The organism is Streptomyces sp. NPDC006259, from assembly GCF_042870975.1.
Classification (GTDB): Bacteria; Actinomycetota; Actinomycetes; order Streptomycetales; family Streptomycetaceae; genus Streptomyces.
This window is the reverse complement of record NZ_JBIAHY010000002.1, coordinates 1,057,828-1,070,803: the sequence shown is the minus strand read 5'-3', so window position 1 is coordinate 1,070,803 and position 12,976 is coordinate 1,057,828. Positions and strand designations below refer to the sequence as shown.

13 protein-coding genes and 2 pseudogenes are annotated in these 12,976 nt (G+C 71.2%); 11 read left to right on the top strand and 4 right to left on the bottom strand.

The genetic code is table 11. The features are described 5' to 3' along the window. Positions 1–7: 7 nt before the first annotated feature. The 6 genes and pseudogenes from ACFYO5_RS10620 to ACFYO5_RS10595 all read left to right on the top strand — a co-directional run bounded on the left by ACFYO5_RS10620 (position 8) and on the right by ACFYO5_RS10595 (position 5,086). Positions 8–1,030, top strand: coding sequence for a zinc-dependent alcohol dehydrogenase family protein (locus ACFYO5_RS10620; RefSeq protein WP_388706692.1), 1,023 nt, complete (start codon positions 8–10; stop codon positions 1,028–1,030). 284 nt (positions 1,031–1,314) lie between these two features. Beyond that, positions 1,315–1,605, top strand: a pseudogene (locus ACFYO5_RS10615) (hypothetical protein); the annotation flags it as partial. Positions 1,606–1,702: 97 nt separating this feature from the next. Beyond that, entirely contained in the window at positions 1,703–2,077 is a 375-nt protein-coding gene (locus tag ACFYO5_RS10610; RefSeq protein ID WP_388707214.1) for a hypothetical protein, read from the top strand. Positions 2,078–2,189: 112 nt separating this feature from the next. Beyond that, positions 2,190–3,302 (top strand): XdhC family protein, encoded by a 1,113-nt coding sequence (locus tag ACFYO5_RS10605; protein WP_388706689.1) that lies wholly within the window; start codon positions 2,190–2,192, stop codon positions 3,300–3,302. Between the two features lie 194 nt (positions 3,303–3,496). Further along, the gene (locus tag ACFYO5_RS10600) at positions 3,497–3,943 is read left to right on the top strand and encodes a CGNR zinc finger domain-containing protein (RefSeq protein ID WP_388707197.1); all 447 of its coding nucleotides are present in this window, start codon (positions 3,497–3,499) and stop codon (positions 3,941–3,943) included. A gap of 402 nt (positions 3,944–4,345) precedes the next feature. Further along, positions 4,346–5,086 carry an alpha/beta hydrolase gene (locus ACFYO5_RS10595; protein WP_388706686.1) on the top strand — a complete coding sequence of 247 codons (741 nt, stop codon included), beginning with the start codon at positions 4,346–4,348 and terminating at the stop codon, positions 5,084–5,086. A 297-nt stretch (positions 5,087–5,383) separates the two neighbouring features. On the opposite strand, the gene ACFYO5_RS10590 is transcribed toward ACFYO5_RS10595, so the two are convergent. Both ACFYO5_RS10590 and ACFYO5_RS10585 read right to left on the bottom strand, forming a co-directional pair. Next, positions 5,384–5,518, bottom strand: a complete 135-nt coding sequence (locus ACFYO5_RS10590; protein WP_388706683.1) for a hypothetical protein — start codon at positions 5,516–5,518, stop codon at positions 5,384–5,386. A 422-nt stretch (positions 5,519–5,940) separates the two neighbouring features. Continuing rightward, positions 5,941–6,525: a helix-turn-helix domain-containing protein gene (locus ACFYO5_RS10585; RefSeq protein ID WP_388706680.1), complete on the bottom strand. Its 585-nt coding sequence runs from the start codon at positions 6,523–6,525 to the stop codon at positions 5,941–5,943. 118 nt (positions 6,526–6,643) lie between these two features. On the opposite strand from ACFYO5_RS10585, the pseudogene ACFYO5_RS10580 reads away from it, so the two are divergent. The 3 genes and pseudogenes from ACFYO5_RS10580 to ACFYO5_RS10570 form a co-directional block, all read left to right on the top strand. Next, positions 6,644–6,799, top strand: a pseudogene (locus ACFYO5_RS10580) (EamA family transporter); the annotation flags it as partial. A 77-nt stretch (positions 6,800–6,876) separates the two neighbouring features. Continuing rightward, positions 6,877–7,581, top strand: a complete 705-nt coding sequence (locus tag ACFYO5_RS10575) for a B3/4 domain-containing protein (RefSeq protein WP_388706677.1) — start codon at positions 6,877–6,879, stop codon at positions 7,579–7,581. Between the two features lie 462 nt (positions 7,582–8,043). Next, entirely contained in the window at positions 8,044–9,030 is a 987-nt protein-coding gene (locus ACFYO5_RS10570) for an NAD-dependent epimerase/dehydratase family protein (protein WP_388706674.1), read from the top strand. A gap of 84 nt (positions 9,031–9,114) precedes the next feature. Here ACFYO5_RS10570 and ACFYO5_RS10565 read toward each other — a convergent pair whose 3' ends face one another. Continuing rightward, positions 9,115–10,260: a glutamate--cysteine ligase gene (locus ACFYO5_RS10565; protein WP_388706671.1), complete on the bottom strand. Its 1,146-nt coding sequence runs from the start codon at positions 10,258–10,260 to the stop codon at positions 9,115–9,117. Between the two features lie 803 nt (positions 10,261–11,063). Here ACFYO5_RS10565 and ACFYO5_RS10560 point away from each other — a divergent pair. After that, a complete protein-coding gene (locus ACFYO5_RS10560; protein WP_388706668.1) occupies positions 11,064–11,627 on the top strand; it encodes a TetR/AcrR family transcriptional regulator in 564 nt (187 codons plus the stop codon). After that, entirely contained in the window at positions 11,620–11,976 is a 357-nt protein-coding gene (locus ACFYO5_RS10555) for a nuclear transport factor 2 family protein (RefSeq protein ID WP_388706665.1), read from the top strand. Before ACFYO5_RS10560 ends, ACFYO5_RS10555 begins: the two co-directional genes overlap by 8 nt. Before the next feature lie 214 nt (positions 11,977–12,190). Here the strand turns inward: ACFYO5_RS10555 and ACFYO5_RS10550 are convergent, their stop codons facing one another. Continuing rightward, positions 12,191–12,856 carry a TetR/AcrR family transcriptional regulator gene (locus ACFYO5_RS10550; RefSeq protein ID WP_388706662.1) on the bottom strand — a complete coding sequence of 222 codons (666 nt, stop codon included), beginning with the start codon at positions 12,854–12,856 and terminating at the stop codon, positions 12,191–12,193. Positions 12,857–12,976 lie beyond the last annotated feature (120 nt).

The following is a 12,976-nucleotide window of genomic DNA, read 5'->3' as shown; positions in this document are numbered from 1 at the left end:
AACCACCATGCGTGGAGTAGTGATGCACACGGCCGGCGACGTCCGCGTGGAGGAGCGCGACGACCCGAAGATCATCGAGCCGACCGACGCCATCGTGAAGCTGACCGCAACCTGCATCTGCGGCTCCGACCTGTGGCCCTACCGCGGCGTCGAGCCCGCCGACCACCAGGTCATGGGCCACGAGTACGTGGGCGTCGTCGAGGAGATCGGATCCGAGGTCAGGAACGTCAAGGTCGGCGACTTCGTCGTCGGGTCGTTCGTCATCTCCGACAACACCTGCGAGATCTGCCGGCCCGGCTTCCAGTCCAAGTGCGTGCACGCCGAGTTCGTCGCGCAGACGATCGGCACCCAGGCCGAGAAGGCCCGCATCCCGCACGCCGACGGCACCCTGGTCGCCACCCCGGGCCGGCCCGACCCGGAGCTGATCCCGGCCCTGCTCGCGGCCTCCGACGTGCTCGGCACCGGCTGGTACGCCGCCGTCGCCGCCGAAGCGGGACCCGGCAAGACCGTCGCGGTCGTCGGCGACGGCGCGGTCGGCCTCATGGCCGTCCTCGCCGCCAAGCAGCTCGGCGCCGAGCGGATCATCGCGATGTCCCGCCACCCCGAGCGCCAGAAGCTGGCCCGCTACTACGGCGCCACCGACATCGTCGAGCAGCGCGGCGACGAGGGCGTCGCGAAGATCAAGGAACTCACCGGTGGATACGGCGCACACTCGGTCGTCGAGGCGGTCGGCACCCAGGAGTCGTTCATGCAGGCCGTCGGCGCCACGCGGGGCGGCGGCCACCTGGGCTACGTGGGCGTGAACCACGACGTCCAGATTCCTGGCATCGAGTTGTTCTTCGCCGGCATCCACACCCTCGGCGGCCCCGCCCCCGTACGCCGGTTCCTGCCCGACCTGATCCAGCTCATCTGGGACCGCACGATCGACCCCGGCAAGGTCTTCGACCTCACCCTGCCCCTCGACCAGGCAGCGGAAGGCTACAAGGCCATGGACGAACGCCGCGCCACCAAGGTGCTCCTCACCTTCTGACACGCGGCGGCCCCACGGGCTCGTGCCCGACGCCCCAAGGGCACGGGCCCGGCAGGGCCGGCGGCCGGACCGGCAGACCCACGCACGAGCCCGCCCGCCGGCTCACCGGCCACACCGGCCACACCGGCCACACCGGCACGGTCGGACAGCCCGCCGGTGGTGTGCCGTCACTCGCGTACGGCACACCTCCCCGACTGGGTTGCCGTCGCCTTCACGGCCACGGCACCCCTGCCCGGTCGTGTCCGCGTGCACGGCCGACTCGTCAACGATGCGAAGGCATACACATGTCCACTGCCCCCGCAGTCCCGCATCCTTCCTCCCCCTCCCCACTCCCCTCTCCTGTGGCGGCGCCGAGCAGGCGCACCGTCATAGCCACCACCTCGACCAGCCTGCCGCTCTCCACCCGCCGACTGCGCGAGTGCTACACCGTCGGCGCCCGGGAGTTCGGCTGGCATCGCCGCCCCGCGAAGCCGCGCTCGCGGCGGGACGGGGACTGGCTGACCGGTAGGGGCATGGCCACCGGCGTCTACGAGACCCGGCGCAACCAGGCCGAAGCCCGCGTCCGGCTGGACGCCGACGGCACCGCGGTGGTCGAGGCCGCTGCCGGCGACATGGGACCGGGCACCTACACCTCACAGAACCCAGGTCGCAGCCGACGCACTCGGCCTGACCATGCGTACCGTCACGTTCCGCCTGGGCGACTTCCGCTCCCCGGCCACCCCGCCGCACGGCGCCTCCCAGACGATGGCCGGTGTCGGTCCGCCGTCCTCGACGGCTGCAACCAAGTCCGCCGCCAAGCCCGTCGAACTGGCCGTCGAGGATGAGGAATCCCCGCTGTACGGGCGTCCGCCGACGACGTCGTGGTGCGGGGCGGCCGGCCACGTGCGGGCCAAGCGGCGAGACCTACCAGCGGTTGTTGGCCCGCTCGGGCCGCTCGGCGTCAAGGGCCTCGGCAAGGTCGTCCACGTCGGCGTGGCACCGGCCCTCGCCAACGCGGTCTTCAACGCGACGGGCCGCCGCCTACGCCAACTCCCCCTCACGGCATAGGCGTTGATCTGATCCAGCCGACACATGTGTCACCGTGCCCGGTTGCCGGCCCTCCGGCCTGCCACCGGGCACACCTCAACCGCACGAAGATCCCCCGCCCCGGAGAAGCCTCATGCTGAACATCGCGGACACACTGCACGCCTGGTGCCGCGCAGGCCGCCCCTTCGCCCTCGCCACCGTCGTCGACGTCACCGGCAGCGCACCCCTGCCCACCGGAACATCGGTCGCGGTCGACGACGACGGCAACGCGGTCGGCGGCATCTCCGGCGGCTGCGTCGAAGGAGCCGTCTACGAACTCTGCCGACAGGTGCTCCACGACCGGGGCGCCCCGCACCGCGCCCGGTTCGGATACTCCGACGACGACGCCCTCGCGGTCGGCCTGACCTGCGGCGGCGAACTCGACGTCCTGGTCCAGCGCATCGACCCCACAGATCACCCGCACCTGACCGCGGCTCTCGCGGAAGTCGTGGAATGCCGTCCGGCGGCCGTGGCACAGGTCGTGGACGGTCCGGACCCACTCCTCGGCGCGACGCTGAGCATTCACGGTGACGATCAGGTGGCCCACGGAACCGTGGGCGACGGACCGGCGAACCGGGCGATCGCCGACCAGGCCCGCGCCCTGATGCGCACAGGCCGCAGCGGACGGGCAGCCGTCGGCGGAGAGGGAGATGACTGCCCCGCACCGCTCACCGTCCTCGTCCACGTCCACGCGTCCCGCCCGCGCTTGCTGATCTTCGGCGCCGTGGACTTCGCCGCCGCCCTCAGCCAGGCAGGAAGCTTCCTCGGCTACCGAGTCACCCTGTGCGACGCCCGCCCCGTCTTCGCCACCGCGGCGCGCTTCCCCCACGCGGACGAGGTCGTGGTCGACTGGCCCCACCGATACCTGGAATCCGCCGAGGTGGACTCCCGTACGGCGGTCTGCGTCCTCACCCACGACGCCAAGTTCGACATCCCACTGCTGCTCCTCGCCCTCGACCTGCCCGTCGGCTACATCGGCGCGATGGGCTCGCGACGCACCCACGGGCAACGCCTGCGACTGCTGCGCGAGGCCGGAGTGTCCGAGCAACGGCTAGCCCGGCTGCATTCACCCATCGGCCTCGACCTGGGAGCCCGCACACCGGAGGAGACCGCCCTCTCCATCACGGCGGAGATCATCGCTCACGCCAACCTGGCCAGTGGCCTCCCACTGTCCCGGACCACCGGGGCGATTCACCGACGGCGATGACAGCCGCGAACCGAACCGGACAGCGGGTGACGAGGCCGGTGATGCCGGCGGCCATGCGCCGCGCGTCGTAGCCGGTCGTGGGCTTGTCGCTGAGGCCGTAGCCGCGCAGGTCGGACGCCACAACAGGGTGGTCGGCGGCGAGATCCGCGAGCACCGGCCGCCAGCCGTCGACGGTCGCCGGCCGGCCGGCGGTCATCGGCCGGCGGAGGCGCGGGCGGCGTCCACCTGGAGCGGCAAGGGCGGGGCCGGATCCCGCTCGGACACTGCTCCTGTCCGCCGAGATCCGGCGCGTACGTGTCTGCGGCGCGCACAGGTCGGCCCTGCGCTTGGTGGACCGCTCCCCCGCCCACAACCGCCGCTGGTGCTCCACCATGTCCCGCTGCGGCACGGAGGTCCGCCTCCGACGGGCCCGGACCGTCCGTGGTGGGCGCACCCGGCGGACTGAGCCCACCACGGACTCCTGGTGCAACCACGCTCAGCTCACTCGGCGGGCCTCAGACGCAATGCCGGGCCGCGGATGCTTTCGATGTCCTCCGCCTGCACGGCGTGGCCCCGTCCGCAGCGGATCTGGGCGTCGACGTGCGCACCGCATCCGCGGTGCCGGGCCAGTACCGGCCGAGCCGTCCGGGTCGGAGCGGTAGCGGTCACCCCACTGGGACCAGGCCATCGGGCAGATGGGCCAGTGGCTCCGCGAGCACCTCGGCATGTGAGCACGAGCCGCGCGCTTGTGCGCGTCCACCACCCCGCGGGGGGCTCGGTACGCCCGCTGACTGCCGGTTTTTCGGTGCTCGAAGCGGGGGCGGACGTGCACTTCCCGACCAGTGACAGGCGTGACGGCGACGCCGTGGTGTCCGGCTACAGAGGCTCCGCGAAAACCCGTTGGCGGAACCACGGCAACCGCTGCTACGTTTCCGGAGGCCGTGCGAGAGAGCGAGGAGGTGGTACCCGTGAACGTATCGACATGGGTGCTCTCCTGCGGGGTCACGGTCGGGCGATAGGTCGTCCGGGAGCGCCGTCCAATGGCACTCCCGAAAGGCACGACCATGCGATTCACGGCTGAACAGCGTCTCGACGACGCTGTTCTCGAGCGCGAATTCACCCTCGGCGAGATCCCCGGCATCCTGTGGACGCCCGGATCCGCATCCACATCCGCACCGGCGCCGCTGATCCTGCTCAGCCCCCCTCCTGTCGGGCTGCGCAAGGCGTACCCCCGGCTGGTGGCCCGAGCCCGGCACGCCGCGGCGGACGGCTTCGCCACGGCCGCCATCGAGCTTCCCGGAAGCGGCGACCGGCCCCGCCTGCCCGCCGCCGAGCAGGCCCTCGCCGACCTGCGCCGGGCCATGGGGGCCGGCGAGCCGGTCAGCGACGAGATCATCGACGCCCTCATCCTCCCGCTGGTCGACAAGGCGGTTCCGGAAGGGCGGGCCGCCCTGGACGCCCTCCTGTCGCTGCCCGAGATCGGCGGCCCGGTGGGGTACTCGGGGGGTGTGATCTCCATCGGCACCCGGCTGGCGGTGGTCGAGCCGCGCATCTCGGCCGCTGTTCTGTTCGCCGGGAGTTTCATCCCTCGCGCCATGTTCGAGGAGGCCCGCCAGGTCACCATTCCCCTGCACGTCCTGCTGCAATGGGACGACGAAGGAAACGACCGGCAGGCGGCCCTGGACCTGTTCGACGCCTTCGGCTCCAAGGAGAAGACGCTGCACGCCAATATGGGCGGGCACACCGGCGTCCCGCAGTTCGCGGGGGACGCCGCGGCCCAGTTCTTCACCCGACACCTGAAGTGACGCCGGGCCGTCAGGCGACCAGCAGACCGTAGCCGTGTTGGCCAGGAAGCCGCTCATCCAGGACCGGTCCCGGCCCTCCTCGGCTCTCTGCAGCACGGGCCCCTGCCAGACTCCCGGCAGGGGCCCGTGCTGCCCGAAGCCAGAAACTGCTCGACGTCTGCAGAGCTTCGAGTGCTGCCCGAACTCGCGCACACGTGCTGTCGGTTCGTGAACGAGGGGACTCGATCACACCCTCTCCGTCACACCAGCCTTGCGACCTGCGACTTCAGTTGGCGGAGGCTCATAGGCCAGTCGGAGTCATGCCGGGATGAAGCCCGGCCACCAGGGTGGGACGTTGGCCGGGCACCGCGGGGCGGGGTAGGAGTCCGGCATGCCGAGCCATGTGACAAGGAACCAGGTGAACCACAGGGTGAAGATGAGCCCTGCGGTCAAGGCTGTCCTGCGATGACGTCTTCCGAGGGTGCTGTGCAGGATCACCCACGGAACCGCAGCGGCGATCCAGATGAGAGGCGCGAGGAACAGCAACGTCATGCTGTTGGCAGCTGCACTGGTGCCGATGTCACAAGCAGCCCATGCCTTCCCAACGGCAGCAACGGTCACCAATGCGGTCAGCCCACCGCAGAGGACTCCCAGGCCAGTTCCTCCGGACCAGCGGCTCGCAGGACTCGACGGCTCCGCTCCCACGATCGTCTCCCCCGCTTCGCCTCAGACGCGGAGAGTACCAACCTTCTGAGGCATCCCTTGCCCCCGTCACAGCTGAGACGTGGGCCAGGTACGCCAACGACAGCTGGACCCACTGCCTCGCCACCCGAGCGTGACGGGTACGGCCGCCCGTCGCCGCCCCACTGCACACGTCAGCTCGCGGGGCCAGGACCGGGTGGGATGTGCACGGTCATGATCAGATGGCAGGTTCCGGTGCCCGAGCCGCGGTAGGTGTGGGCGGAGTCGCCCTCGAAGGTGGCGGTCTGTCCGGCCTCGACGGCATGCTCGGTGCCGTCGACGACGAGCACCATGCGTCCGGCGGTGACGCTGACGGTCTCCACGACGCCGCTCTGGTGCGGGTGGCTGGGGTACTCCTCTCCCGGTTCCAGTGTCCACCGCCAGACCTCGACCGGGGCCGGCCCCGACGTGGTCAGCATGAGCCGCGCCTCACCGCCCTTCTCTCCGGCCCACAGGGGCACGACGGCGTCGGCGGACACGACCCGGACGCGCCCTTCGGCCGGCCCCTCCAGCAGTGCGGACACCGAGATGCCCAGGGTGTCGGCAAGGCGGACGAGGGTGGCGAAGTTCGGGTTGCCCTGGGCTCTTTCCAGGGCGACCAGAGCACCCTTGCTGACCTTGGCGCGGCGGCCGAGTTCGTCCAGGGACAGTCCGGCGCGGGTCCGGGCCACGCGAACGTTGCGCGCGAGCGTCCGCAGTGCCGGTTCGGTCTCGGCCATCGCGTCACCCCTTCCAGGCAAGTAGATCAATGCACTGCACCGAGCGGTCGTTCGGTTGACGACCTTCGGTCGGTTCGTTGTACAGTGCAGTCGCTCCATTGAGGATAAGGGATATCCCGTGATCGCTCCGCTGCTGGCTCTGGGCAGCTCCCTGGCCTACGGCTGCGCCGACTTCCTCGGCGGTCTCGGCGCCCGCCAGGCCCACGTCCCGCGCACCGTGATGATCGCCGCACCGGCCTCCTTCACCGTCGAGCTGCTGCGGCCCTTCCTCGGACCGCATCGGCGGCCCCTGCAAGAGCTGACCCCGCGCCCCTCCCCCACGCCCGCGTCATCATCTCGAACGGACCCCCTATGACCACCTTCCGCATCACCCCCGCCGTCGCGGACGCCTTCCCCGACACCCTGATCGCCGTCGTCACCGCCACCGGCCTGCGCGGCGACGAGCCCTGGCCGGCCACCACCACCGCCCTGGAGAACCTGGAGCAGCAGCTCGCCAACGGCACCTGGCAGCCCGCCGACGAGAGCGACCCGCGCATCGAGGCGTGGCACACCGCCTACCGCTCCTTCGGCACCAACCCCCGCCGCATCCGCCCCAGCGTCGACGCCCTCGGCCGCCGCCTCGCCAAGAAGGGCAGCCTGCCGCGGATCAACCCGGCCGTCGACTCCTACAACACCGTCTCCGCGCGCCACGGTCTGCCCGCCGGCGCCTTCGACCTCGACCACGTCACCGGCGACGTCGAGATCCGCTACGCCGACGGCACCGAGACCTTCACCCCGCTCGGCGAGCCCGACACCACCGAACACCCCAAGCCCGGGGAGATCATCTACACCGACACCACCGACGTCCTGACCCGCCACTGGAACCACCGCGACGCCCACCGCACCCGTGTCACCGAGCACTCCACCCACGTCGCCTTCGTCCTCGAAACCCTCCAAGCCGCCCGCGACGGACACCTTCTGAAGACCGCCGCCGCGGAACTGCGGGAACTGCTCACCCCGCACACCGACCGGACCCAGGTACTCCTCCTCACCCGGGAACACCCGGAGACCGCCTGAATCCGGGCCGTCCGCGCACCCGGGATCACCTACTGCCGAACTGACTTGCGCACGCCACGGATGCGCCGCTTCCCAGAGGGACGCTGGAGACGCCGACATCGACTCCAACTCGCCGAACGACGGCTTCCGTCTGGGCAACGACGGCGTGTCCGCCCATGAAGGCGCCGGTGCGAACGGCATCGCGCCGGACACGCGGTCGCGGGGGGCCGGGAGAACGACTGCACCGCAGAGCGCCGGGACCTCGACGTCGACGTGGCCCTGGGGGGCGGGCGCAGCCCGAGTTGAGCTTCAGCGGGGAGCTGGCGCCCCCGTGCGGGTCTGAGGGACCGGTCCGCCCATCGCAAGGAGTTGCGCTCACCAAGTGACCGCCGTCGCGGGAGGGTTGAGACGGTCCGGCGGCCGACCATCTGCTGTCAGCGAATCCGCCTGGCCGCGTGGTGGTCTCGGTGCTTGTGTGTGGGGATGGAGATCCTGGTTCTGGGCGGAACGGCATGGGTGGGTCGGGAGCTGTCGCGGCAGGCGATCGAGCGCGGCCATCGGGTGACCTGCCTCGCCCGCGGTGCCAGCGGAGAAGTGGCGGACGGAGCGACACTGGTCGCCGCCGACCGGCGCGATCCGTCGGCGTACGAGCCCCTGCTCGACCGCGTATGGGACGCGGTCGTCGAGGTGTCGTGGCAGCCGGGCTTCGTTCGTGGGGCACTCGACGTGCTGGGCAGCAAGGCCGGGCACTGGGTGTACGTCTCGTCCGGCAACGCCTATGCCTCGCATGCCACGCCGGGGGCGGACGAGTCCGCGGCCCTGCTTGCCCCGACCGACCGGAGCGAGGTCGATCGCGAGTTGTACGGCGAGGCGAAGGTCGCCTGCGAGCAGGCGTCGACGGCCGCTGTGGGCGATCGCCTCCTCATCGCACGCGCCGGGCTCATCGGCGGCCCGGGGGATCACAGCGGGCGCTCCGGCTACTGGGTCGCCCGCGCCGCGCGTGACCCGCGAGGGCCCCTGCTGGTACCCGACACACCGGCCATGCCGACCCAGGTGGTCGACGTGAGGGACTTGACTGCCTGGCTGCTCGACGCCGCGGAGACGGGAATCACCGGCACCTACAACGCGGTCGGTCCGGTCGTTCCGTTCGGAGAGTGGATCGAGCTGTGCCGTGCCCTTGGCGGGCACACCGGTCCGGTGGTCGCCGCCGAATCGGCGTGGCTGCTCGCCAACGGCGTAGCCCAGTACATGGGGTCCGCATCGCTGCCGATGTGGCTGGTCGAGCCGGGTTGGGGCGGGTGGTCGGCCCGGGACGGGTCCTCGGCGCGCGCCGTGGGGCTGCGTCACCGGTCCCGGGCCGAGATGCTGGCCGACACGCTGCGCTGGGAACGCGAGCAGGGGCTGGACCGGGAAAGGCGCGCGGGCCTCAGCGCACAGCGCGAGCGCGAGTTGCTCGACGCCCTCGGCTGACGGCGCTGGACCGGGCGGCACGCGATCACGATGCCGACGCACTGTCAGACCCCCTGGGCTGTCTGACGTCTGACGTGGGGTGTCTCACTGCACCGTGACCGGCCCCGCAGCCGTGATGCCGGGAGAGTCCGTAGCCTGGAGAAGGCCGTCGACGACTGCGTTCAGGCCCGCTCCGGCGGCGTACCGGGAACGTTGGACGTCCGCGCCGGATCCCCGGGTCTCCAGCCGTTCCAGGAACGCCTTGACCAGCTCCACGTCGCCGTACTCCTCCAGGACCGGGCGCACGTAGGCGACGAGTTGCGCCGCCTGGTCGGCGAACGGCATGACCGTTCCGGTCAGGATGTCGATGCCGCTTCCGGGCCAGCCGTCGCGGGCCGCGCGCCAGTACCCGGCGCGCAGCAGCTCGCTGCACACCTCCGGTCCCCCGTCGCCTTCCCCGACCCGGCGGGCGGCCGTCACCACCATGGCCCTGATCAGTGCGGTGAGCGCGACCGTGTCCCCGACCTCCGCGGGGACGTCCATGGAGCGCACTTCGAGGGTCGGCAGGTGCGGGTGGGGGCGGATGTCCCAGTACGGCATGTCGGCATTCAGCATCGCCTCGGAGGCGGCCATGGCGGCGGCCAGCTGCTCGTGATGGGCGAGGGACCTGGCGTAGGGCGGTGGGCCCAGGCAGGGGAAGCGTGAACGGATCACCGACCGCCAGCTGGCGTAGCCGGTGTCGCTGCCGTGGTGGAAGGGCGAGTTGGCGCTCATCGCCACCAGGAGGGGCAGCCACGGGCGCAGGTGGTTGCCCGTCAGCACGGCCTGCTCCCGGTCGGGAAGGAGGACGTGGGCGTGGAAAGCGCTGATGTCGAAGTCGCCGAGCATCGCTCGGTACTGCCTGAGTCCCGCCCGGTAGCGGGGGTGGTCGCCCACGTCGGACGCCCGGTCCGGTGCGATGACCGGGGTGCCCGACGCACACAGGCGCAGGCCCTCCCGCCCGGCCGCCGAGACCGCGGCCGCCCGCACGCGGGCCAGCTCGACCCGCAGCTCGTGCATCGTCGTGCACGGCCGCGTCCTGACCTCGATCTGGTACCCGGTGAACTCCTCCGAGACCAGGTCCCCCACCTCCGCGGCAGCGTGTGCCACCACCCGCGGCCCGGCCGACACCACCGACCGCGTCACCGGGTCCACGAGGAAGTACTCCTCCTCCACCCCCACGGTGGGCACCTCTCGCACCTGAATATCCACCGCCTCAGCATCGCGCAACCACGGCATCCCTGTCCCGCACAACGGGCACGAGGAAACGGCGAACACATCGCCGGTACCGCATCGGTCGTTGGAGGTGCGGGCGGGCAGCTGGGCACAGCCGCGGCGGTTCACGGGGCCGGGTGTCCTCGATGGTCTGCCGGCCTCAGCCCTCGGACAACTCCGTGAGGGCGGCGCGTTCGGCGTCCGCGTCTTCGCGAACAAGGCCTGGACGCGGAGGGTTGTCGATGGGGCCTCGTGACGGGAGACCTCATACCTGCGCCCGTCCGAGTCGAGTCGCTCCCGTCCGATCACAAAGCGCCCCGGTCGACGCCGTTTGCGCCCTGGATGCGTCGCGCCGGACGGCAGTACCGAAACATGACCCAGCAGCGCCCCTGCCCCAACGGCCCGTCACTGCCCTCGTCGGGCACTTGCGGGCGCCGTCCCGCCGGGTGCCGACCGGACCATGCACATGCCGCGGTGCCTTCACACCGCCACCCGACGACCCCGGCCGGGACCACGCGCCGCACCACCGCGACGGCGGCCGCCACTCACACGACCCATCCACGACACGCGCTGCCGGTGCGCCCGCAGGGCGGCGAGGTCCGGGTCCGGAGAGGCCGGGCCGGAGCGGCACGGCGGTCGGGCGGCCACACGGGCTCAGGGGTGGCCGGCCTGACAGGTGTCGACCAGTGGGCGCGGGACAGGTCCGCGCCGTGCTATTTTTTTGTGAGCGAGCGTTCAACTATGGAGGCGGGATGGGGCGCAGGCAGCTTTGGGATCAAGGCGAAGTAGTGGCCTCGGCCATGCAACTCTTCCGTCGCCGGGGGTATCTCGGCGCGTCGCTGCGGGACATCGAGGAGGCCACCGGACTGCACCCGGGGAGCCTGTACCGGACCTTCCAGAGCAAGGACGGCCTGTTCCACGCCGCTCTGGAGGCCTACAACGAGCAGGTGGTACAAGACCGGGTCCGGATCCACCTGCTGGAGCCGGCGGACCCCCTGGCCGGCATTGGCTCGTTCTTCACCTCGGCGATCGAGACCGGCACCGAGCCCGACCCGGGCTGCCTGCTCACCAACACCGCCGTCGAGTCCTTCACCCTCCCCCAGACCGCCGCCGGCGTGCACCACGGCCTGGCGGCCATCGAAAGCGGCTTCACCGACGCGCTGACGCGCGCCCGGCACGGCGGCACCACTCCGCCAGACCTCGACGTCAGGACCACGGCCACCCACCTGCTCGCGCTCTACCAGGGCCTGCTCGTGCTCGTCCGGGCCGGCCTGCCCCGCACCACACTGCACAACGTCACCGACGGCGCGATGGCGTCGATCGGCTCCCTGAGGACCTCACGAAAGCAGGACGACCATGAGTGACACCCAGCGTCTGTGGAACGACTACGCCGCCTGCTGGTCGGCCGACCCCGCCGACCGACCCGCCGCCCTCGGCGCGGTCGCGGTCGACGGCGTCGCCTACCGTGACCCCGGAACCGAGGTCGGCAGCCTGACCGAACTCGCCGCCTACATGGCCGGCTTCGCCGAAGCCTTCCCCGGCCACCGGTTCCGCATCGACGAGGTACTGGAGCACCACGACCGCTCCCTCGCCCGCTGGACCCAGCTCGGCGAGCAGGGCGAGACCGCGTCCACCGGCATCAGCACCGCCCGCCATCACGAGGACGGCCGCCTCGCCGACATCACCGGCTTCTTCCTCCCGGCCACGCCGTGAGCGCGCTCACGGCGGGCCGGCCGTGCGTGCCCCGGCCCTGACGGGACGCCGCAGCGCTTCGGCGTCCTCGGGCTCATCGGCTCATCGGGCTCATCGGCTCATCGGGCTCATCGGGCCCATCGGGCCCATCGGGCCCATCGGGCCCATCGGGCCCATCGGGCCCATCAATCCGACAGGGCAACGCGCCGGATGCTGCGGGTACGCCAATAGCCCGTCAGCCCGCCGCTTGCTGGAGGCCGTCGAGGATGAGGTCCAGTCCGAATGCGAACTCGTCGCCGTAGGCGTACCCGGGACGCATGACGTGATCGGTGGCGATCTCGGTCAGATGCGGGTACTCGCCATCACCGAAACCGCTCAGTAGGGAATCCGCCAGTTCGGCGGTCTCCTCCGGGGAGTCGAAGGGCAGGCTCTTCTCCTGCAGGGCGAACCCGTAGATGTAGCTGTCGAGAACCGAGACGGCGTGCGCGGTCAGGGTGAGGGAGAACCCGCCCTGACGCAGACAGCCGAGAACGGCGTCGTGGTGCCGCAGACTGGCAGGGCCGGGAGTGGACCGTGACTCCATCAGCCCGATCGCCCAGCGGTGGCGAGACAGCGCGAGGCGCATGGAGACAGCCCGCCGCCGCATCGCCTGTCGCCAGCCGTCCCCCGGCGTGGGCAGTTCGACTTCGCCGAACACCAGGTCGACCATGCCGTCGATCAGGTCTTCCTTGTTCGTCACGTGGTTGTACAAGGACATCGCCTCGACACCGACGGCCTGGCCCAGCTTGCGCATGCTGAGCGTGTCCAGGCCACCGGCGTCGGCGAGGTCGACGGCGGCACGCAGCACCCGCTGCCGGCTGAGCGGCTCCCGGATCGGCTGCCGGACGGTACGTCGGGTCACGGCGGACATCACTTCCTCTCGTGCTCTCCCAGCGTTGACGAGCTTACGCTGTAAGTGCTGTACTTACGGCGTAAGTCTCGACTGCGCCGCAAGCGCGCGGCAGACGCAACGGGAAGCAGT